The following is a 19,732-nucleotide window of genomic DNA, read 5'->3' as shown; positions in this document are numbered from 1 at the left end:
TTTTTGGATGAGATCATGCTCAAGCAGAGAGTTGCAGCGTAATGCGCAGACTGATTTCCTACCTCATACCTTTTTTCCTGACCGTGCTTGTCATCGCCGTCATCATGGCTGTGCTGCTGGTGCCGTTGGCGCTGATGCAGGACAACCCGGCTGCGGTCCTGAAAACCTTCTTCCTCGGACCATTCGGCAGCATTCGCCATATGGGCAATGTGGTGGAAGCGGCAACGCCCATCATGCTGACCGGCCTTGCGATCACTATTCTTTTCCGTTCCGGCCTGTTCAATCTGGGGGCGGAAAGCGGCTTCTTCCTCGGCGCGCTTGGCGCGGTGGCGGGTGCTGTTCTGCTCCCTTCGCTTGGCTGGTTCTCGCTGCCGGTGGCGATCCTCTGCGGCGCGGTTGCAGGCAGTTTCGCCTGCACCATTCCGGCAGCGCTGCGGCTGCGTTTCGGCGCATCGGAAATGGTGACATCGCTCGTTTTGAACTATGCCTTCCTGTTTCTCGGCCTGTTCGTCCTCAACTATGTCATCCGCGACCCGGCTGCGGGCGGGATGATGTCGCTCAAGATTCCACCCGATGCCAAGCTTGACCGTCTGCTTGCCGGTACGCGTCTCAACAGCGGTTCGATCATCGCCATTCTGGCCTGCATCGCTGGCGGCATCTGGCTTTACTGGACCCGCTCAGGTCTCAATATCCGTATCGCAGGTTCCAGTCCGGGCTTTGCCAATCATCTCGGCCTGCCGCTGAAGGGCATCATCATGCGTGCCCAGATTGTCGGCGGACTGGTAGCAGGCATGGCCGGTGCGCTGGAAGTGCTCGGCCTTCATGCCCGCTTTGCCTGGCTCGATCTGCCCGGCTATGGCTGGACCGGCCTCGTCGTCGCCATCCTGGCGCGCGAAAATCCGTTCCTGCTTATTCCCTCGGCTCTCTTCCTCGGCTTCGTGCAGATCGGCGGCGATCTACTGGCGCGCAACATGAACATCCCGACCGAAGTGGTGGGGCTTGTAACCGCCGCCATCATGGTAGGCGCGACGGCAAGCGTCATTCACAATCATCCGACCATATTGCGGCTGATCCGCAACCTTCGCAATCGCGAAGGAGAACAAGCGGTAGTGCAGGCCGGAGTACAACCATGAGCATGGTTCTCGCACAAATCCTCGATCCGTCCTTCATCGGCACCATTTTGCGCGTGGCCACGCCATTGCTGCTGGCAGCACTCGGCGTGATGATTTCCGACCGCGCGGGCGTCCTCAATATCGGCATGGAAGGCATGATGCTGTCGGCAGCACTCATTGCCGTTCTGGCCAGTGCCGCAACGGGAAGCCCCGCCATCGGCCTGCTGGCCGCGCTCATCACAGGTGCGGCTCTCGGCTGGCTGATGTCGCTCTCGGTCAATCGGCTTGGCACCGATCTCATCATGACGGGCATCGCGCTCAACATCGCCGCTGCGGCGGCAACGACGCTCGGGCTATTCCTTGCCACCGGCGACAAGGGCATGTCGGGCGCGTTGAAAAGCGGCGCACTGCCAAGTCTTCCCGTACCGTTCATCGGCAATATCCATGTGCTGACTTTTGCGGCCCTTCTCGCCGTCCCGGCGGTCAGCCTTTTGATGATGCGCACGCGCTTCGGCCTGCATCTGCGCGCCACGGGCGTCGATCCGAAATCGGCGCGCGCTGCCGGTATCCATACGGGCCGGGTGCAGATGATGGCGCTTGTCCTGTCTGGTCTCTTCGGCGGGGCAGCCGGTGCTTATCTGTCGCTCGGCTATGTCACCTGGTTCGCCCAGAACATGACTGCGGGTCGCGGTTTCATCGCCATAGCGGCAGAAGTGATGGGGCAAGGAACCGCATGGGGAACGCTCGTGGCAAGCCTGGTTCTTGCGGCGGCAGAATCCTTCGCCATCACGCTTCAGAGCCTCGGACTGCCGTTCGAACTGATGCAGATGATCCCCTATCTCGTCCCGGTCGTCGTGCTGACGATCCACGCAGCGCGCCGTCAGCGGCGCGCAAAGCAACTGAAAAACTCCTGAAATGCATATCCAAAATATTGAAATGAGCATGAAATGAAGGCTTGGGAACTGACCCGCGATCTGCTGCGCGACACGAAACCGGTGGTGCGTACGGCGGAAGAACAGACTTGGGATGCAAGCGCCGTCATGAAGGCGCAGGACGATCTCATGGCCATGTTCTGGAAAAGCAATGTGCCGGGATCGGCAGCACCTGAATGCCTGATGGCCGGTGCGCTGCAATCGCTGGAAAACAAGGGCTTCGTCCTCGCCCCCTACGAAGAACTTCTTCGTGACGGACTGGCAGCACTTGAACGCGGCGACTTTGAAACGCTCTACCGCATCGACATGCGCCTGCGTGTCCTGATGCGCGCAGCACGGCCTGATCCGGATCATCCATCGCAAAAAACAGTGCGCTATGGGTCGTGGGACGAATTCGACGCCGCCGTTCAATGGCCTGACGATGTGCTCTATGCCGTCCAGTCCGATGATTTCCGCGACCGCACCGCAGCCGCCTGGATGGCACAGCTTGTCGGAGCTGCGGCTGGCACGGCGCTCGAAGGCTATACGGCGGAAAACATCATGGAAGTTTTCGGACCGATCCGCGATTATGTGCGCGAGCCCAACACCTATAATGACGACATCACCTTCGAGATCGCATTTCTCGAAGCCTTTGGCGACAAGGGTTCTGCTGTGACCAGCGCCGACATTGCCGAACGCTGGACCTCGCTGATCCCGCTTGGCTGGTCGGCAGAGGCAATCGCGCTTTCCAATATGCGGCGCGGCCTCACCCCGCCGGAAACCGGGACATCCAACAATCCATTCGATGAATGGATCGGCGCGCAGATGCGCGGCACAATCTGCGGCATGGTCGTGCCGGGCCGCGCCCGCGAAGCTGCCCGCCTCGCCTGGATGGATGCAGAAATCTCCCATGCCGGAAACGGTATCCTGGGTGAAGTCTTCAATGCTGTCATGGCGGCGCGCGCCTTTGCAGTTCAAGACACACGCGAATTGCTCGTCTCGACGGCAGCGCTTTTCTCGACCGATACCGAATATGGCGCGGTTCTGGCTTTCGCACTCGATGCCTGCCGTTCTGCCGATAACTGGCAGGACGCTTGGGCGAAATGCGATGCGGAATATGCCGAATATAACTGGATTCACGTTTATCCGAATGCAGCGGCGCAAGTGATTGCCCTATGGTTCGGCGAAGGCGATTTCGACCGCACGCTCGAAATCGTGTGCGGTATCGGCCACGATGTCGACTGCAATGCCGCGCAAATTCTGAGCATGATCGCCATTCAGCACGGATCCGGCATCATCGCCGAACGCTGGTCGAAGCCGCTTCTGGCCGACGACATCGTCACCTATATGCGCCGCCCGGCGAAAATCTCCTTCGACGCGCTCGTCGACCAAACGGTCGATGCTGCGCGCAACGCAGTTTAATTTGCAGAAAGACCCCATCATGGCCCGTAAAATCATTATCGATACCGATCCCGGTCAGGACGATGCAGTCGCCATTCTTCTGGCGCTGGCCAGCCCGGAACTCGACATTCTCGGCATCACCGCCGTTGCAGGCAACGGCCCGCTGGCACGCACGGAAATCAACGCCCGCACCATCTGCGAAGTGGCGAAGAAGCCGGAAACCAAGGTTTTCGCAGGCTCCATCCGTCCGCTGGTGCGCCCGCTGGTGACGGCTGAAAACGTCCACGGCAAGACCGGTCTCGACGGCTATGACCTGCCCGTCCCGACCATGCCGCTCCAAGGGCAGCATGGCGTCGATTTCATCATCGAAACGCTGATGAAGGAAGAACCGGGCACCGTTACGCTCTGCCCGCTCGGACCACTGACCAACATCGCATCCGCACTGATCCGCGAGCCGAAGATTGCCGAACGCGTCAAGGAAATCGTGCTGATGGGCGGCGGCTATTTCGAGGGCGGCAACATCACGCCATCGGCGGAATTCAACATCTATGTCGATCCGCATGCTGCTGCGGTCGTGTTCAAATCCGGCATCAAGATCACCATGATGCCGCTCGATGTGACACACAAGGTTCTGACCACCGAGAAGCGCATCGCCGCCATTCGCGGCATCGGCACCCATGTCGGCGAAGTGGTTGCGGCATGGCTGGAATTCTTCGAGCGCTACGACGAAGCCAAGTACGGCACCGATGGCGGCCCGCTGCATGACCCGAACGTCATCGCCTATCTCATCAAGCCGGAACTCTATTCCGGTCGCCAGTGCAATGTGGAAATCGAGATCAACTCGGAGCTGACCATCGGCGAAACAGTTGTCGACTGGTGGGAGGTGACAGACCGTCCGAAGAACGCGCTCTTCATCAAGGATGTAGATGCAGACGGCTTCTTCAGCCTGCTGACCGAACGTCTCGCAACGCTATAAGCCATATTTTTGCCACAAAAAAGCCGCGAGTGTCATATTCTCGCGGCTTCTTCGCCATCTTTGGCAGGGTGTTTTTGCGCAGTTTTCCGCTCAAATTGAGCGAAATTGGCACAAACTGCCCTCAATCTTCACTTCGTCACAATTTGCAAAGCCGGGATCAGTTCTGGCTTTGCAGAAGTGCCGCCACTTCCTCGGCGGTCGGCGCAGCCGCGCCCGCGCCAACTCTTGTGACCGCAATCGCACCCGCTGCCGAACCATACCGCACGCAATCATGCAAGGACTGGCCCTGCGAGAAGGCGACCGCGAAACCACCGTTGAAACTGTCGCCGGCGGCAACCGTATCCACCACCTTGACCTTGAACGGCGCGAAGTGTTTCACCTCATCTGCCGTCACCAGTAGCGCACCACGGCTTCCAAGCTTGACGATGACGATCTTCGGCCCGCGCTCCAGAAGATTGCGCGCGGCAGCTTCCGCCGAGGCAAGATCGGTCGGCTCGATGCCGGTGATTTCAGCAGCTTCAGTCTCGTTGGGAGAGATGATGTCGCTGAGCGAAATCAGGTCTGCCATGCGGTTTGCATCACCGACCGGAGCCGGATCGAGCAAAACGCTGCCGCCTGCCGCACGCGCCGCCTTTGCCACAGCCAGATTGGCTTCATGGGGAACCTCACGCTGCAACAGCGTAATCTTCGCTTTGGTAATGTCGGCAGCATAGGCGTCAATGTCGGCAGCCGACCAGCGCGCATTGGCACCGGCACAAACCGCAATCGTGTTCTGCCCCGCTTCCTCGACCTGAATGATCGCCATACCCGTATCGACCCCGTCAATCGCGCGCACGCTTTCGGTGTTGAGGCCAAATTCCTGCATCTGTTTCAAGGCGAGTTCACCGAAGGCATCGTTGCCGACGGCTCCCACAAAGCGAATGTCGCCGCCAAGCTTGGCAACCGCAACGGCCTGATTGGCACCCTTGCCGCCAAGACCGATGCCGTAGCCCGATGCATTCACGGTCTGCCCCGGACGCGGCAGCGCGGCCATCCGGGCGCTGACATCCACATTCACACTGCCGAAAACGAAAATCTTCAATGCCGCGTCTCCATCAACACAGACGCGTTTCCGGGAAGTCTACCGCTGGAAACGCTTAAAAAGAAAGGTTGAGGCAACATAATCGCGACCGGACCGGAATTCTATGCCGTAGCGTTGGTGATGCACAGATTGGATCGGGTCGCAGATTCGCTTCATTTCCCGAACGTACTGCAAGTAACTTAATTAAGCCCCATTTCTGCATTTTATAACGTTATTGTTTAATGATATTAATTCTAAACATATCGGAGATAATTCATGCGTATTTATACTTATGCTATTTTTACTTCACTCATTATTGCCAGTGGATCTTTTGCGGCCTATGCCAGCCCCCAGAAAGAAGTCAAGGAGCCTGGCTTTACAATCAATGCGGACAAGCTTGAGCAGGTAACAGACGACCATACAAAGGCATCCGGCAATGTTTCCATCAAGGTAGACAATACGGAAATCAAGTCGGATAAAATGGATATACGTATCTATCCCGACAAGATCGAACTGACCGACGGGAAATTCAAGGCGACCGTCGCCAAGTAAGCGTATTCAAGTAAGCGTATTTCGGCATTTTCAGCCTTTTTGCTTTGGAACCCGCGGGAAACTGTCTCCCGCGGGTTCCCTCGCAAAAGACTTATACCAGGGTCAGCACCTTGGTATAAAGCGAAAGGCCCCACAATATCAGCGGGGCACATGAGCTGGAGGATTGAATCGCAAGGGACGGCTGACCCCTTCTTTCAACAGGCGTCGATATACCTCCAGAATACGACCGACCAGCCTGTCTATGTCGGCATCCGCGCTTTGAACCGACATTGGATAGACAACCAGAGAGCCCGCTGGCGCTTTGGACCGGGTAGAATTCATCTGTGGCAAATATCTGAGTACGACAGCTTCTCCGCCATCAACGGGATGGGCCAGCTCATCAAACAAATGGAAAACAAAGCGGTTGGACGCTTCGATTTCGTCGGCAGTTAATTCCAGAAGTGCTTGAAACGTCGGCGCCGCTGCAAGATTTTTTGGATAGATTGCCGTCGCGAGCCCGATGGATGGATCGTTGAGTATTTCGAATTCCGTTTGCCTGAATGCTTCCTTGAACCGCCGGCTGAGTTCCATAAGGCGTGCAAGATAAGATCGTATTCCGGCCAAACCCAGCGTTTGAAGTGAGGTCCAGGCCGCTGCAATGGGTCCAGTCGGACGTGTATGTTCAATCGTGTAATGATGGACGAAGTTGTTGCCATAAGGCTGCCAATCGTGAACACTCACTTCGTCTTTCAGTACTGACCGAAACTCGTGCTGATCGCGCGCGATAAAACAACTCGAACTGATCGGTGTCAGGGCCGTCTTGTGAAAATCGCAGCCGAAACCGTCGACGCCGGAAACGGCAGCGAGAATAGAAACAAATTTCTTGATTGAGTGTAGTTCTGGTTCCGGTAGTTTCAGCGGATTGTTGTCAAAATCATAGTCAAAATAACTAAACCATGCCCACCCGACGACAGTGTCGAAATAGACAAACGGACGATAAGAAAGATTTGCCCGATCACATTCAAAATCAATTATCGATTGCATCTCGGCGAGAGGATCGATTGCCAGATCCATCGCGTTTCCGCCAGAAGCTATTATTGCAGCGATTGGCGTTCCATCATCAATAGCTTCCCTCAGCTTTCGGTGAAACAAATCCAGATCCATAGATGCTGTCGCACAGCCGGGAATGCGCACCGCAGCAGACCGCCCCAAACCAAGAAGGGAACATGCATGCTCGACCGAATAGTGGTTGACTTCACTGGTGAAAACGACAGGCGCTCGTGTCGATTCGAGCCCTGTTGAAGAGATACCAGGAACACATCTGTTCAAGCCAAGTCGAATTGCGTAATTGATGCAACTTCTCCCCCCGGACGTGAATGCACCTCCCGCCTGATTTGAAGGCAGTTTCGCCAGAGCAGCGATCTGTTCTATGATATGGCGCTCCAGTTCGAGCGTGTTTCCGCTAACAAAGTCCCAAAGGGCGTTGCCATTGTACAGGCTGGAGATAGCCACAGCCGCTACCGCGTTCGGCAAGGGCGCCGGAGTTATATTGAACAATACATTCGGACTATGCCAGGAGTGCTGGCCCGTCAGGATTTGCAAAGCATCCTTCAAAGCTTCAGACGGAGACTTTCCACTTTCTGGAATCTCTCCCCAAACTGACGTGGCATCCAAATCAAGCTGCTGATTATCAGAAGAAAAGCAAATGCCTTCTTCAATGAAATTTTGCAACTTTTCTTCTGGTGAAGGTTGAAACATGGATTTTAAACTTATCAACGATTCTTTATAACAATAAAAATATTTTTGTTTCTCACCCATAAACAATCACCAATAATGTGTTTTTGATTTTTATTTCTAAAAATACTCTGAGTTCAACAAAGTTTGTTATTAATTAATACTGAATATTATTAATACTTATACCGCGTAACTTATACAATCCCAATTTCAGCAAGAAATAGAACTCATCTCCCATGCCGCGAAGCTCGGTTTGAAGAAATTTCTTCTCAATCGCAGAATGATTTTGCTGGAAAATAAGCTTTCGGATAAAACCATTCCGATTTATGGCCCGATTTATAGATTGAGGGGTTGGTAATGACCGACACGACAACCGCGCGGCGCAATATTGTTGTCCTGACGATGGCACAGGCACTTGGTGCTTCCAGCCCGCCTATCGTGATTTCGCTTGGCGGTCTGGTGGGCCAGAAACTGTCTTCCGATCCGGCGCTTGTCACGCTTCCCGTCAGCCTGTTCAATCTCGGCCTTGCGCTCGGCACGCTGCCTGCTGCCTTCTTCATGCGCCAGTTCGGGCGCCGCAATGCCTATATGCTGGGCGCACTTGTCGGCGCTTCGGCGGGCGTGATCGCAGCCGCAGGTATTTTTGCGGCCTCCTTCCTCATCTTTTGTCTGGGCACACTGACAGCCGGTTTTTACGCCGCCTATGTTCAGAGCTATCGTTTTGCGGCCACCGACGCGGCAACAGGCGACATGAAGGCACGCGCCATATCATGGGTCATGGTGGGTGGGCTCGTTGCGGCAATCGTCGGGCCACAGCTCGTCATCTGGACGCGCGATAGCATTCCGGATGCGATGTTTGCGGGCAGTTTCCTGAGCCAGGCGGTTCTGGGTCTTCTCGCCCTCCCCGTCCTTTTCATGCTGCGTGCGCCGAAGATCCGCAAAGACCCCGGCACTGTCCATGATACAGGCCGTCCTCTTGGCGAAATTCTCCGTTCACCGCGCTTCATTCTTTCGGTGGCTGCCGGTGTCTGTTCCTATGCGCTGATGACATTCGTGATGACGGCAGCGCCTATCGCCATGGTCGGCCACGGCCATTCCGTCGATCATGCAGCACTTGGCATCCAATGGCACGTTCTAGCCATGTTTGCGCCGAGCTTCTTCACCGGAAAGCTCATCACCCGTTTCGGCAAGGAAAAGATCACCGCGCTCGGACTGGTGTTGATCGCCTTCTCCGCTATCATTGCTCTGGGTGGTTTCGATGTCGGCCATTTCTGGGGCGCGCTGATCTTCCTCGGTATCGGCTGGAATTTCGGCTTTATCGGCGCGACCGCCATGATAACGGACTGCCACACACCGGCTGAACGCGGCAAGGCACAGGGCGCCAATGATTTCATCATGTTCGGAACCGTGGCCTGCGCTTCGTTCTTTGCAGGTTCGCTGCTGCATTCTTCAGGCTGGGAAACCATCAACTGGCTCGTCTTCCCGATCGTCGCCCTGGTTCTGGTGCCGCTTATCCTCCGTCTGAAGCCGAAAGGGGCGACAGCCGAAGCCTGATCGATCAGAAACCCTGTTCCTTCATCCAGAGCCTGCCGCCTTCGGACACTGCGTCGTAAACAGCGCCACCGAGGGCGGCACCGATGTCCGTATGCAGGCCCGCATATGATGCCGCCTCTCCAGTCTGCCCATGTGGAGCTGAAACGGCGATGCAATCCGTTCCGGTTCCGGTTGCGGCTCTGCCGCCGACAGTGAGACCAAGTTCGATAATGGCAGCGGTGCGGGCTTCGGCTGCAATCGACATTGCCTCTATATGGGCTGCAACCGACAATGGATTGTTGATGTGAACCAGAAGATTGATTGTTCCGGCTGGCATCTTCATCTGCGAGAACTCACCAACCCTCCCCGCATTCGACAAGCCGACAGTGGCAAGACAGGCAGCATAAGTTTCGCCGGAGCGCCGCGTTGCGACATGATGCTTCTGCACGCTACGCGAGGTCATCATCTGCACCGCTTCGCCATAACCGGCCTGTGCCAGTCTTTCCTGCAATAAGACTACCGGATCGACATCCAGCGTCAGATCGTCATTGCGCACTTCCAGCCAGGCGACGGACTGCGCCGAGACGAAACCCGGACGTGTCAGTGACCAGCTCAGAATGTTTTGCCGGTGTGAAAATTCGGCCGCAAGCACCCGGCCGGAACAATGGATCGTGAAAGGCAGCATGAACGATCTATTACAGATCGGCACAGAAATCGCGACCAGCGCCTGCCAGCCATCCACAGGACTGCCGTGTTGATGTGGCGATAAAGCACGGCTTCGTGACTTGGCCACAGTTTCACAAGAAGATATTCATCTTGGAAAATTGTTTCGCGTGTCACGGGAACGGACAAGCGGTTTTGCTCTGGATTGCATCATGATCAACGATCTCACCGATGAGATATTCTGGATATTCACCATCGGGTGCTGCATCCTCTTTATCATGCGCCTTCTTTCGCCTCCCCCGCGTCATAAGGCCGACCAGGCGCAAGACCTGAACACATTGCGCCCTCGCCGGCGCTCGCGGCGGCGTCGCTTTCAGGCACTGGACTGAGTTCGGAACGGCGCGTCTCAACTGTTTGTTTTAGAGCATAATCCGACCGGAGTGAAACGAGGATCGAAAAGATTATGCTTGAAATAGAAGAAGTTAGAGCGCCGATCTGATCATATCAGATCGGCGCTCTAACGTGCATCATGTTCCGAGGACCGTTTCACACTTTTCGGGATGCGTTCTAATCTGCCGTGCGGATGACCCAGAACTTTTCCAGATCAACCGGATTATCCCATGCGGCCACGGCACCGGAGCAAACGAGGAAAATTTCGCCTGCGGCAAATGTCGCACTTCCCTCATCGGGGTTGGAGAGCGTGACTTCGCCCTTGCGCAACATCATCAATTCCGAAAATGAATAGGTGATCGGACGGCGGGCATATGGGGTCGTGGCCCAGGTGCCCCATGAGAGCAAATCCTCGCCGTGGAATTCGTGCCGGACAGTTTGCGGCGCAGACGTGGTCAAAAGTGCCGCATTGGGTGCGCCGCCGGGCGTCATCGGGTGATCAAGATCGAGTTTGGCCAGGGATAGTTGCGGATTATCCTGATGCAGAACAAGAATGACGCAATCCGCCGATTTTGCATCCCACGAAAATACACCCGCCGGCAGGCTGGCCACTTCGCCCTTGGTCAGCGTAATCTCGGCGCCGTTGCTGTCCTGGATCGTTAAAGTGCCGTCGCGCAGCATTATGATGGACGAGAAGCGGCTTTCCGCTTCTTTTCCATTCCCCGAAAGGACGGCACGACCGAAGCCGAAGTGTTCAGTCGCCAGTTCGTTCAGGCCGATGGTTTGAAAGGCCGTTTTCAGGTCCGAGGCGCAAGAAGGTGCGGTGCCCAGATTGATTACGTTTTTCAGCACGTTGGATTCTTTCTATATGGGGAATTATTTCGATGCGAAGCCGAGGCTGTCCTTGATCCAGTACCAGCGGATGCCGAGATCCATCACCGGCTTGCGGATAACATGCCAGGCAAGGCGCGGAATGTTGGTGGTCGGATAAACCATGGGGCGGCCTTCGGCGATATATTCCGCGTACATCTTGCCAAAGGCAGTGGCCATAGCCACGCCCCGGCCATTATAGCCAAGCATGACGTGCAAGCCTTGGGCCGGATTGTGCAGGTGTGGCAGGCCGTCCATGGTCAGCGCCACATGGCCGGACCAGTGATAATCGATGCCGATCCCGTCCAGTTGCGGAAACAGCCTCACCATCCCGGCCTTCAATGCATCCATCAGGGCTTTCTTCTCGGTCATTCCGACGGCGCCACGTCCGCCAATGAGAAACCGCCCGTCTTCGGATTGACGCATATAAAAAGCGATCTTGCGCGTTTCGGACAGGACTACTCCGCCCGGCATGACCTCGCGGCGCTGCTTTTCCGAGAGCGGAGCGGTCGCAATCAACATGCTTTGCACAGGAAGAATGCTTTGAGCGAGCCCCGGCACCAGATTGCCTGTATAGGCATTGGTCGCGACAAGCGCTTCACGCGCGCGAACTGTCCCGTTTGCGGTCTTTGCGATCCAGTCGCCGTTTTCCTGTGCCAGAGCGGTAACGGAGGAATCTTCGAAAATCTGAACCCCGCGCGCCGTGGCAGCGCGCGCAAGCCCACGAGCATAGTCCAGCGGTTGCAGGGCACCGGCACGCGGATCGCGCCACCCGCCGAAATAACGATCCGTGCCGGAAAGCGCAGCAACCTGCGCGCGATCCAAAATCTCGACCTCGACGCCCTGCGCCTGCCATTGCCGCGCACGCTTATAGACAGCAGCAGTCGCAAGCTGGGAATGCGCGGCCTGAATCCAGCCGGTACGCACAGGCGCGCATTGGATGTCATGGTCCCGTATAAGGTCGAAAACGAGATCGCCCACGCCGCCGACCAGATCGATCATACGCCTGCCGTGTTCTGGCCCAAAGGTCGCCAGAAGGTCTTCGGGATCGTGCTTCAGCCCGGGAATCACCTGTCCGCCATTGCGTCCCGATGCACCGAAGCCGACATGGCGCGCCTCTAGCACCACTACCGTCTTGCCGCGTTCGGCAAGGAATAATGCGCTTGAAAGGCCCGTAAAACCGCCGCCGACTATAACGACATCCGCCTCATGCACGCCGTTCAGTCTGGGATGGTTCGGCTTGGCCTCGCCAGCTTCGTTCCACCATAATGAGCGCGAGAAGCTCTCAGGGCTGCTTGCCATTTTCATCTTCCTCCAGCGTGTCTAGAGCATTTCCTGTTTTCCTGAATCATTGGAAATGCTCTATCTTTTGCTTTTGCGCGCATCTTGTTCCGAAAACCGTTTCACACTTTTCGGGATGCGCTCCAATCGGCCTGCCAGGCGGTCTCACTCGGGTTTGTTCACCCAGAGCACAAAAGCTTCGGCGTCGCCGTTATTGAAGAACCGGTGGCGGGTCGTTGAAGGCAGTGCGAATCCGTCTCCTGCCGAAAGCAGGTACTGAGCATCTTCGATCTGCAGTGTGAAACTGCCCGAAATCACATAACCCAGTTCCTCGCCTGAATGCGTGTAGCATTCTTCACCAGAGCTTCCGCCAGGGATGATCCGCACCGCGAAGGACTTCATCGTCTCGATGAGTTCAGGCGAAGCGCGGTGCTTGATGACGCCACCAGCGTTCAGCACTTCCGGCTGCTCGCCCCCGCGCAGCACATAGGGATTGGCGCGGGCGGCCGCTGCAAAGCCTTGCGGGTCGATGAGTTGCGCCGGGCTCATCGAGAGCACGTCCGCAATCGTATAGAGGGTGCGTACCGTCGGTGATACAAGGCCGCGCTCGATTTGCGACAGCGCTCCCGTCGACAGGCCGGACACTTCCGATAGATAACCCAGTGTGAGACCCAGCGTCTGTCGTCGCAGGCGAATGCGCGCTCCAATTCCCCCCGCATCGTTGGAAGCAGGTTCGCTGGCGGGGGCGGTCTGGGACATTTCTGCCTTGTTCACTTTTGGCATCCTTTGATGGCTCTCGCTACGAACAGGATTGAATCGGGGTTGATTAGTTTTCACTATTCTGCTTCATATTTGATCCACGTTCAATAAACTAAAAACAAAATCCATCCAAAACATGGAGGGGACAGATCGGACATGGCTCACAAGGACACACCTTATTGGTGGGAAGCAGCCCCGCCGCGCAGCGCCGAGAAAACCGCGATCGAGCCGAATTGCGATGTTGCCATTGTTGGCGCGGGCTATGCGGGACTTTGTGCTGCCCTTCATCTTGCGCGAGCGGGGCGAAGGGTCCAGGTCTTCGAGCGGGAACAACTGGGCTATGGCGCCTCCAGCCGCAACGGCGGCTTTACCAGCGGCAATATTCGTCCGGACGACAAGACGCTGATCCGCAAATTCGGCATGGAACGCGCGGTCAAGATTGCTGCCGAAGGCCATGAAGCGCGCCGCTTCATGATCGATTTTCTGGCCAAGGAAGGGATCGACGCGGATTTCCAGCTCGTGGGACGTTTCAGCGGTGCGATGACGCGCGCCGAATATGACGTCATGGCCCGAAGCTCGGAAGCTATCCAGCGCGCGACCGGTATCGAATCATATGCTGTGCCCTTGAGCGAAGTGCACCAGCATATCGCGACGGACCTCTATGCGGGCGGCAGCGTGCGTATGGATATAGGCGGCCTGCATCCAGCCAAGTTCCATGCGGAGCTGGTGCGGCTTGCACTCGCCGAAGGCGTGTCGATCCACAGCGAATGCCGCGTGGAAACTATTGATAACAAAACGGTAATTACCGAACACGGGCGCACTCAGGCAGGCGAGGTTCTTGTCTGCACGAACGGTTATACCGACCATTCTGACCGTTGGCTGCGTCAGCGTTTGGTGCCCTTGCGTTCGCGAATCATCGCAACCGAAGATCTGGGTGAGGAACGTGTGCGGGAACTGGTGCCGGGGCTGAAAATGCTCACCGACACCCGCGCGATGACTTACTATTTCCGTCCGTCGCCGGATGGACGGCGCATTTTGTTCGGTGGTCGCGACGTAACAAGCCGGGGCGATCCTGATAGTGCGACGCTCCGCAATTATACGGAAATGTGCAGGATTTTTCCTCAGCTTGAAGGCGTGGGTATCTCCCATAGCTGGTTTGGCTACGTTGCAATGAACCGGGACATGGTTCCCCGAATTTTTCAGCGCGGAGCCGTTCACTACGCAACCGGGTTCTGTGGATCGGGTGTCGTCTGGGCACCTTGGCTCGGCCTCAAAGTCGCACAGAAGATATTGGGTGTTCCCAATAGTGAAAGCAGCTTTGATTTCCGCCCTCCACGTTTTGTCCCCACCTGGCGCGGAAATGCCTGGTTCATGCCTCTGGTTTTTGCCGATCTCGAACGCAAGGACCGCAAGCTGGAAGCAATGGCATCACGGGAACGGGCATCGAGAAACAGTTCGGATTCCCACGGTGGTCGCAAATGAGAAAACTCGACGTGAACACCGGCTATGACAAATTTCATTTTAACGAACACGGCTTCATAGCCAGTATGACGAACAACAAGCTTATCGCTGCATTTAGGAAGGAGAATGTTATGCGTCTCAAGAAAATTTTCGGCCTGGCGGCCATGGCAGCCATAATTGGAGGCGCGATGCCCGCTTCGGCACAGGAAGTCGTCAAGGTAGGTTCTTCGCCCACCGGTTTGCCGTTTACTTTTATGAACACGGAAACCAAGGCGATGGATGGCGTACTGATTGATGTGGTCAAGGCCATTGAACCCGATATTGGTATCAAGCCGGAATTCGAGGCAGTGCAATTTTCGGCGCTCGTGCCGTCGCTCACCTCGAACAAGATCGATATGATTGCGTCTGCTATGTTCATCACCGAGGAACGTGCAAAAGTCGTGGACTTTTCCGATCCGGTCTATGGCTATGGCGAAGGGGTCTTCGTACCGGTTTCCGACGATACTGCCTACAAAACCTACGCCGATCTTAAAGGCAAGACCGTCGGCGTGCAGGTGGGGACTACCTTTGTCGATCTCTTCAAGAAGAGTGGCCTGTTCAGCGATGTGAAGGTCTACAAGGGCATTCCCGATATCATCGCTGACGTGAATGCCGGGCGCATCGACGCCGGTTTCGCGGATGGACCGATGGCTGCCTATTATCTCACGCAGGGCCGGTTCCCGAAGGTGAAGATGGTCGAGAGCTATGAAGCTTCGGCTGGCGGCGAGTTCGGCATTGCCCTGCGCAAAGGCGATGAACGCATGCCAAAGATCAATGCGGCTATCGCCCGCATCAAGTCGGACGGCACGCTCCAGAAAATTCTCGCAAAATACGGACTGAAATAATTCCGATGCGAGCGCGGGGATTGCTCCTCGTGCTCGAGATTTCTGGTGTGCTCCACGCGCGCATCCATGCAGAAGCTTTTCATGCTTTACGGGTGCGCGCGCAACGGGGCCAGCCGGCCGCAGGGCCTACTTCCCCGTTTGATCGCCGCCAAAAAAGACAGAGTTAAAACCAATGCAAAATTTTCTCACGGACATTAGCGAGTTCTTCCCGATCTTGCTGGAAGGCGTGAAATACACGCTTCTCGTGACCCTGGGTTCCCTTGTCCTGTCGACCCTTCTGGGGCTTGTCTGGGCGCTGATGCGGGTGTCCGGAATTCGCTGGCTGTCGGCCATCGCCTCAACTGTCGTCAATGTGATCCGCGGCATCCCTATTCTGGTGCAGCTATTCTATATCTATTTCGTTCTACCGGAATTCGGCATTTCACTTTCCGCCCTTCAAGCCGGCATCATCGGCCTCGGCATCGCCTACTCGGCTTATCAGGCGGAAAATTTCCGCGCCGGTATCGAAGCCATAGATCATGGACAGACGGAAGCCGCGCAATCCATCGGCATGGGCTGGTTCATGACAATGCGTCGCGTGATCCTGCCGCAGGCCGTTCGTGTGATCCTGCCGCCCTACGGCAACATCATGGTCATGCTTTTGAAGGACAGCTCGCAGGCGTCGGCCATCACCGTTGCTGAACTGACCCTGCAAGGCCAGCTTCTCGCTTCCTCGACCTTCAAGAACATGAGCGTCTATACGCTGGTTGCGATGTTCTATCTCTGCCTGAGCCTTCCGCTGATGATGGCTGTCGGGCGTCTCGAAAAGCACTTTGGTAAAAGAAACGGACACTAGCCATGGCGATGATTGAATTACAAAACGTCACCAAATCCTATGGTCCGCTTCAAGTACTCAAGGGCATCAGTGCCGAAGTGCAGAAGGGTGAAGTCGTCTGCCTGATCGGGCCTTCGGGTTCGGGAAAGTCCACGATGCTGCGCTGCCTGAATGGGCTGGAAACTTATCAGGGCGGCGACATTCTGATCGATGGCCAGCGGGTCAGTGCTCAGGACCGCTCGATCCGCGACATCCGCACGCGGATGGCGATGGTTTTCCAGCGGTTCAACCTGTTTCCACATCGAACCGCGCTTGAGAATGTCATCGAAGGGCCGGTGTATGTCAAAGGCGAGAAGCCTGCCGAAGCGCGCAAATATGGCGAGCATCTGCTTCAGCGCGTCGGTTTGGGCGATCGGGCCAACCATTATCCAGGCCAGCTTTCCGGCGGCCAGATGCAGCGCGTTGCAATTGCCCGCGCCCTGGCGATGCGACCACAGGCGATCCTGTTCGATGAGCCGACGTCCGCGCTCGATCCCGAACTGGTGGGCGATGTGCTTGATGTCATGCGCAGCCTCGCCGACGAGGGCCTCACCATGCTGGTCGTGACGCACGAAATGGGCTTTGCCCGCGACGTAGCGGACCGTGTGCTTTTCCTGGATGGCGGCGTGATCGTTGAACAGGGCAAAGCAAAGGAGGTGCTCGGTTCGCCGCAACATCCGCGTACACAGGACTTTCTGCGCCGCGTTCTCAATCACTGATCTAGAGCGTGTTTCGATCTGATTGAATCAGATCGAAATACGCTCTAAGTATTTGTTTTAACGCACATCTTTTCCGAAAACCGTTTCACACTTTTCGGGATGTGCTCTATATTTTCGCAAGACACGCACGGCGTGTCTTGCTGGGGGGAGCTCATGGCTTTTTATTGTTATCTGGACGCCGCGCGCACCGGGCAGATTCGCGACGTGTTTGCACATGAATTGCCGGAACTGGAATTTCTCTCCGGTGATCTGGACGAAGCTGCTGCTGCCAAGGTTCGCTATCTTCTTTGCTGGCAAACACCGGCACGGCTGGCGGAGCGTTTTCCCGCGCTTGAGATCATCTTCTCGAGTGGAGCGGGTGTAGAGCAATTTTTTGAAGCAGATATCCCCTCAAACGTCCGCATTGTCCGCATGACCGAGCCGGGTCTTGCACGAATGATGCAGGAATATGTTACGCTTGCCGTCCTGTCGCTTTTCCGCCAGTTGCCCGCCTATCTGGAGCAGAACCGCAATGAAATCTGGCAGGCCTTGCCTCAGCCAGATGCGCCGCGCCGCCGGGTCGGCGTGATGGGGCTCGGCTATCTTGGGCAGGCCGCCTTGACGGTGCTCAAGCCATTCGGGTTTCCACTTTCCGGCTGGAGCAGAAGTGAAAAGAGCATCGCGGACGTGCATTGCTTTTCCGGCGAAGACGGTCTTCACGCATTTGTCTCACAAACAGATATTCTGGTCTGCCTTCTGCCGCTAACTGCGGAAACGGAAGGCATGATCGATGCCGCGTTTATTGCGCGTCTGCCGGTGGGCGCGAGTGTTGTTCTGGTCGGTCGCGGGGCACATACGGACTACGATGCCCTTCTGGCGGCTCTCGATAACGGACAGTTGTCCTCGGCCTTCATCGACGTAACGGCACCCGAGCCGCTTCCAACGAAACACCCCCTCTGGTCACATCCAAAGGTAATCCTTACCCCACACATCGCTTGCGTGACCGACAGTCATGGTGCTGCCGGTGTACTCGTCGACAATCTGCGGCGACTGTCTGGAGGCGACGCGCTCATAGGCGAGATCGACCGCAAACGAGGTTATTGAAACAGCGGGCGTCAGCGTGTTGAAATAATCCTGATCCGGCGGTTTTCCGGCAAGCGAGAGCCGTTATGGCGGCGCTTGCCGAATAGCAAAGTCAGGATAGCAAGGTCAGGATATACGTGCAGGCAGTCTCGAAAAGCCACTTGCCGGATAGACCGCGAGCACTGGCGCCAAGCCGGAAACAAGGTCGAGTTTGCGGGTCCCTCCCAGCAATTCCTCCATCAGAACACGCAGTTCCATCCGTGAGAGTTCCGCCCCCGGACAGACATGAATGCCACGCCCGTAGAGAAGATTGAGCGCATGATCGCGATTGAGGCGCAATTCATCAGGCTTATCGAACACGGCTTCATCGCGGTTTGCAGAAGCCCACATCAGCGTGATTTTTTCTCCGGCGGGAATTTCGCGTCCGCCAATCGTAACTGAGCGGGTCGTGACACGGCGGTTCGAGATCAGCGGCGCGTGTAACCGCAATATTTCGTCGATAGCTGCCGGCAGAAGGTCCGGGCCGCCCCGCATCAAGGCTTGCGTCTGCCGGTTGTTGGCCAGGTGATGACACAGGATACCGACACAGGCGGTGATGGTCCCAAGCTCACCCACCGTCCAGTTACGCAGGATACTCACGATTTCCTCGTGCGAGAGCGCGCGTCCATCGATCCTGTCCCGCAGAAGGCTTGTCGTCACATCGTCCGGTGCATCCATCCCAAGCCTGCGTCGTTCGTCCAGAAGCGCACGAATATATTCATCGAATTCAAGCGCGATCACCGCCATCGCTTTGGTGTCGCGGGCAAGTGTTGCCTTGTGGTTCTTGCGCACCCAGTCAAGTAAAGGTACCTGCAGACTGTCCGGCCAGCCCAAAAATGCGCACTGGATGTGCACGGCATAAGGCTGTGCGAATTGCGCCACCAGATCAATTTCGGCATCGCGGGGCAATTCGGAAACAAGCTTCTTCGAGATCTCCCGACAGACTGGCTCGAAAGCTTTGACCCGCTCCGGCTCGAAATAACGTTCGATCAATTGCCTGAAGGCAGTGTGCTGCGGCGGATCCATGCCGCTTGGCACCGAGAGATGAGTTGAAACGACGCTGCTGAAGCTCTCGTGATCGTCCAGAACGCGGACCACATCGTCATGCGAAAACAATGACCAGCCGAGATAATCGCTATGGGCAACCGGGCATTGATGGCGCATGCCGTCATAAGCGCCGATCTGATCGGAAAGGACGGCCTCCGACCTGGGGTCCCAATCCTGCTTTGGCCGTTCAGTCGATGAAGTCATAATCCCCCCTGCATGCAATCGAACCGGAACTTGCCGCGTTATAGGGGTTTTATCGGCTGCGGTTCTTGTGCTGGCGCAAAAAGGATCGTGAATTCGTCCTATACTAAAAACCTATGAGTATGACTCATGGGTTTTTGGTTAAGCCTGTGCGGCGATTGAGCATTTTGTCCGACATCAGGGCCTTTGAGACAAAACTGGTTTAATTAAGAAGAGAGGATTTTCGGCTCATCATAGCTTTATCA

Annotated in this window: 19 protein-coding genes; 12 read left to right on the top strand and 7 right to left on the bottom strand. The window is 56.3% G+C overall.

From position 1 onward, the window contains the following. Window positions 1–41: 41 nt before the first annotated feature. From FIB18_RS11250 to FIB18_RS11235, 4 genes are read left to right on the top strand one after another with little or no spacing between them, the layout of a single operon-like run. A complete protein-coding gene (locus FIB18_RS11250; RefSeq protein WP_140020793.1) occupies window positions 42–1,133 on the top strand; it encodes an ABC transporter permease in 1,092 nt (363 codons plus the stop codon). Next, window positions 1,130–2,026, top strand: a complete 897-nt coding sequence (locus tag FIB18_RS11245; protein WP_140020792.1) for an ABC transporter permease — start codon at window positions 1,130–1,132, stop codon at window positions 2,024–2,026. The genes FIB18_RS11250 and FIB18_RS11245 overlap by 4 nt, the downstream gene beginning before the upstream one ends. Window positions 2,027–2,059: 33 nt before the next feature. Continuing rightward, complete coding sequence (locus FIB18_RS11240) at window positions 2,060–3,445, top strand: ADP-ribosylglycohydrolase family protein (protein ID WP_140020791.1); 1,386 nt, start codon at window positions 2,060–2,062, stop codon at window positions 3,443–3,445. Between the two features lie 19 nt (window positions 3,446–3,464). Further along, window positions 3,465–4,400, top strand: a complete 936-nt coding sequence (locus FIB18_RS11235) for a nucleoside hydrolase (protein ID WP_140020790.1) — start codon at window positions 3,465–3,467, stop codon at window positions 4,398–4,400. Window positions 4,401–4,557: 157 nt separating this feature from the next. Here the strand turns inward: FIB18_RS11235 and rbsK are convergent, their stop codons facing one another. Then, window positions 4,558–5,433, bottom strand: a complete 876-nt coding sequence (rbsK, locus tag FIB18_RS11230) for a ribokinase (RefSeq protein ID WP_235894885.1) — start codon at window positions 5,431–5,433, stop codon at window positions 4,558–4,560. Between the two features lie 303 nt (window positions 5,434–5,736). On the opposite strand from rbsK, the gene FIB18_RS11225 reads away from it, so the two are divergent. After that, window positions 5,737–6,012: an LptA/OstA family protein gene (locus tag FIB18_RS11225; protein WP_140020788.1), complete on the top strand. Its 276-nt coding sequence runs from the start codon at window positions 5,737–5,739 to the stop codon at window positions 6,010–6,012. A gap of 138 nt (window positions 6,013–6,150) precedes the next feature. Here FIB18_RS11225 and FIB18_RS11220 read toward each other — a convergent pair whose 3' ends face one another. Next, the gene (locus FIB18_RS11220; RefSeq protein ID WP_140020787.1) at window positions 6,151–7,809 is read right to left on the bottom strand and encodes a pyridoxal phosphate-dependent decarboxylase family protein; all 1,659 of its coding nucleotides are present in this window, start codon (window positions 7,807–7,809) and stop codon (window positions 6,151–6,153) included. 273 nt (window positions 7,810–8,082) lie between these two features. Between FIB18_RS11220 and FIB18_RS11215 the strand changes: the two genes are divergently transcribed. Beyond that, window positions 8,083–9,279 (top strand): MFS transporter, encoded by a 1,197-nt coding sequence (locus FIB18_RS11215; protein WP_140020786.1) that lies wholly within the window; start codon window positions 8,083–8,085, stop codon window positions 9,277–9,279. Between the two features lie 4 nt (window positions 9,280–9,283). Here the strand turns inward: FIB18_RS11215 and FIB18_RS11210 are convergent, their stop codons facing one another. Continuing rightward, complete coding sequence (locus FIB18_RS11210) at window positions 9,284–10,000, bottom strand: adenosylcobinamide amidohydrolase (protein WP_235894880.1); 717 nt, start codon at window positions 9,998–10,000, stop codon at window positions 9,284–9,286. 133 nt (window positions 10,001–10,133) lie between these two features. On the opposite strand from FIB18_RS11210, the gene FIB18_RS24985 reads away from it, so the two are divergent. Next, on the top strand, window positions 10,134–10,310 hold the full coding sequence (locus FIB18_RS24985; protein ID WP_168436666.1) for a hypothetical protein: 177 nt from the start codon (window positions 10,134–10,136) through the stop codon (window positions 10,308–10,310). Between the two features lie 178 nt (window positions 10,311–10,488). Here FIB18_RS24985 and FIB18_RS11205 read toward each other — a convergent pair whose 3' ends face one another. From FIB18_RS11205 to FIB18_RS11195, 3 genes are all read right to left on the bottom strand, one after another. Next, the gene (locus FIB18_RS11205; RefSeq protein WP_235894879.1) at window positions 10,489–11,163 is read right to left on the bottom strand and encodes a cupin domain-containing protein; all 675 of its coding nucleotides are present in this window, start codon (window positions 11,161–11,163) and stop codon (window positions 10,489–10,491) included. Window positions 11,164–11,187: 24 nt separating this feature from the next. Continuing rightward, complete coding sequence (locus FIB18_RS11200) at window positions 11,188–12,483, bottom strand: NAD(P)/FAD-dependent oxidoreductase (protein WP_140020785.1); 1,296 nt, start codon at window positions 12,481–12,483, stop codon at window positions 11,188–11,190. A gap of 144 nt (window positions 12,484–12,627) precedes the next feature. After that, complete coding sequence (locus FIB18_RS11195) at window positions 12,628–13,245, bottom strand: cupin domain-containing protein (RefSeq protein WP_140020784.1); 618 nt, start codon at window positions 13,243–13,245, stop codon at window positions 12,628–12,630. Window positions 13,246–13,377: 132 nt separating this feature from the next. On the opposite strand from FIB18_RS11195, the gene FIB18_RS11190 reads away from it, so the two are divergent. The 5 genes from FIB18_RS11190 to FIB18_RS11170 all read left to right on the top strand — a co-directional run bounded on the left by FIB18_RS11190 (window position 13,378) and on the right by FIB18_RS11170 (window position 18,221). Then, on the top strand, window positions 13,378–14,703 hold the full coding sequence (locus tag FIB18_RS11190; protein ID WP_140020783.1) for an NAD(P)/FAD-dependent oxidoreductase: 1,326 nt from the start codon (window positions 13,378–13,380) through the stop codon (window positions 14,701–14,703). Window positions 14,704–14,813: 110 nt separating this feature from the next. Next, entirely contained in the window at window positions 14,814–15,566 is a 753-nt protein-coding gene (locus tag FIB18_RS11185) for an ABC transporter substrate-binding protein (RefSeq protein WP_140020782.1), read from the top strand. A gap of 172 nt (window positions 15,567–15,738) precedes the next feature. Next, complete coding sequence (locus tag FIB18_RS11180; protein WP_140020781.1) at window positions 15,739–16,401, top strand: amino acid ABC transporter permease; 663 nt, start codon at window positions 15,739–15,741, stop codon at window positions 16,399–16,401. 8 nt (window positions 16,402–16,409) lie between these two features. Then, entirely contained in the window at window positions 16,410–17,138 is a 729-nt protein-coding gene (locus FIB18_RS11175; RefSeq protein ID WP_140021012.1) for an amino acid ABC transporter ATP-binding protein, read from the top strand. A gap of 153 nt (window positions 17,139–17,291) precedes the next feature. Beyond that, complete coding sequence (locus tag FIB18_RS11170; RefSeq protein ID WP_140020780.1) at window positions 17,292–18,221, top strand: 2-hydroxyacid dehydrogenase; 930 nt, start codon at window positions 17,292–17,294, stop codon at window positions 18,219–18,221. Between the two features lie 105 nt (window positions 18,222–18,326). Here FIB18_RS11170 and FIB18_RS11165 read toward each other — a convergent pair whose 3' ends face one another. After that, window positions 18,327–19,490 carry a cytochrome P450 gene (locus FIB18_RS11165; RefSeq protein WP_140020779.1) on the bottom strand — a complete coding sequence of 388 codons (1,164 nt, stop codon included), beginning with the start codon at window positions 19,488–19,490 and terminating at the stop codon, window positions 18,327–18,329. Window positions 19,491–19,732 lie beyond the last annotated feature (242 nt).

This window comes from Brucella pecoris (genome assembly GCF_006376675.1).
Lineage (GTDB): Bacteria > Pseudomonadota > Alphaproteobacteria > Rhizobiales > Rhizobiaceae > Brucella > Brucella pecoris.
This window is presented reverse-complemented; position numbering and strand designations above follow the sequence as displayed.

What these genes read in the sequence shown, in the direction of transcription:
- FIB18_RS11250 (WP_140020793.1), top strand. Translation starts at nt 42, where the DNA reads ATGCGCAGACTGATTTCCTACCTCATACCTTTTTTCCTGACCGTGCTT.
- FIB18_RS11245 (WP_140020792.1), top strand. Translation starts at nt 1,130, where the DNA reads ATGAGCATGGTTCTCGCACAAATCCTCGATCCGTCCTTCATCGGCACC.
- FIB18_RS11240 (WP_140020791.1), top strand. Translation starts at nt 2,060, where the DNA reads ATGAAGGCTTGGGAACTGACCCGCGATCTGCTGCGCGACACGAAACCG.
- FIB18_RS11235 (WP_140020790.1), top strand. Translation starts at nt 3,465, where the DNA reads ATGGCCCGTAAAATCATTATCGATACCGATCCCGGTCAGGACGATGCA.
- rbsK (WP_235894885.1), bottom strand. Translation starts at nt 5,433, where the DNA reads ATGGCCGCGCTGCCGCGTCCGGGGCAGACCGTGAATGCATCGGGCTAC.
- FIB18_RS11225 (WP_140020788.1), top strand. Translation starts at nt 5,737, where the DNA reads ATGCGTATTTATACTTATGCTATTTTTACTTCACTCATTATTGCCAGT.
- FIB18_RS11220 (WP_140020787.1), bottom strand. Translation starts at nt 7,809, where the DNA reads ATGGGTGAGAAACAAAAATATTTTTATTGTTATAAAGAATCGTTGATA.
- FIB18_RS11215 (WP_140020786.1), top strand. Translation starts at nt 8,083, where the DNA reads ATGACCGACACGACAACCGCGCGGCGCAATATTGTTGTCCTGACGATG.
- FIB18_RS24985 (WP_168436666.1), top strand. Translation starts at nt 10,134, where the DNA reads ATGATCAACGATCTCACCGATGAGATATTCTGGATATTCACCATCGGG.
- FIB18_RS11200 (WP_140020785.1), bottom strand. Translation starts at nt 12,483, where the DNA reads ATGGCAAGCAGCCCTGAGAGCTTCTCGCGCTCATTATGGTGGAACGAA.
- FIB18_RS11195 (WP_140020784.1), bottom strand. Translation starts at nt 13,245, where the DNA reads ATGCCAAAAGTGAACAAGGCAGAAATGTCCCAGACCGCCCCCGCCAGC.
- FIB18_RS11190 (WP_140020783.1), top strand. Translation starts at nt 13,378, where the DNA reads ATGGCTCACAAGGACACACCTTATTGGTGGGAAGCAGCCCCGCCGCGC.
- FIB18_RS11185 (WP_140020782.1), top strand. Translation starts at nt 14,814, where the DNA reads ATGCGTCTCAAGAAAATTTTCGGCCTGGCGGCCATGGCAGCCATAATT.
- FIB18_RS11180 (WP_140020781.1), top strand. Translation starts at nt 15,739, where the DNA reads ATGCAAAATTTTCTCACGGACATTAGCGAGTTCTTCCCGATCTTGCTG.
- FIB18_RS11175 (WP_140021012.1), top strand. Translation starts at nt 16,410, where the DNA reads ATGATTGAATTACAAAACGTCACCAAATCCTATGGTCCGCTTCAAGTA.
- FIB18_RS11170 (WP_140020780.1), top strand. Translation starts at nt 17,292, where the DNA reads ATGGCTTTTTATTGTTATCTGGACGCCGCGCGCACCGGGCAGATTCGC.
- FIB18_RS11165 (WP_140020779.1), bottom strand. Translation starts at nt 19,490, where the DNA reads ATGACTTCATCGACTGAACGGCCAAAGCAGGATTGGGACCCCAGGTCG.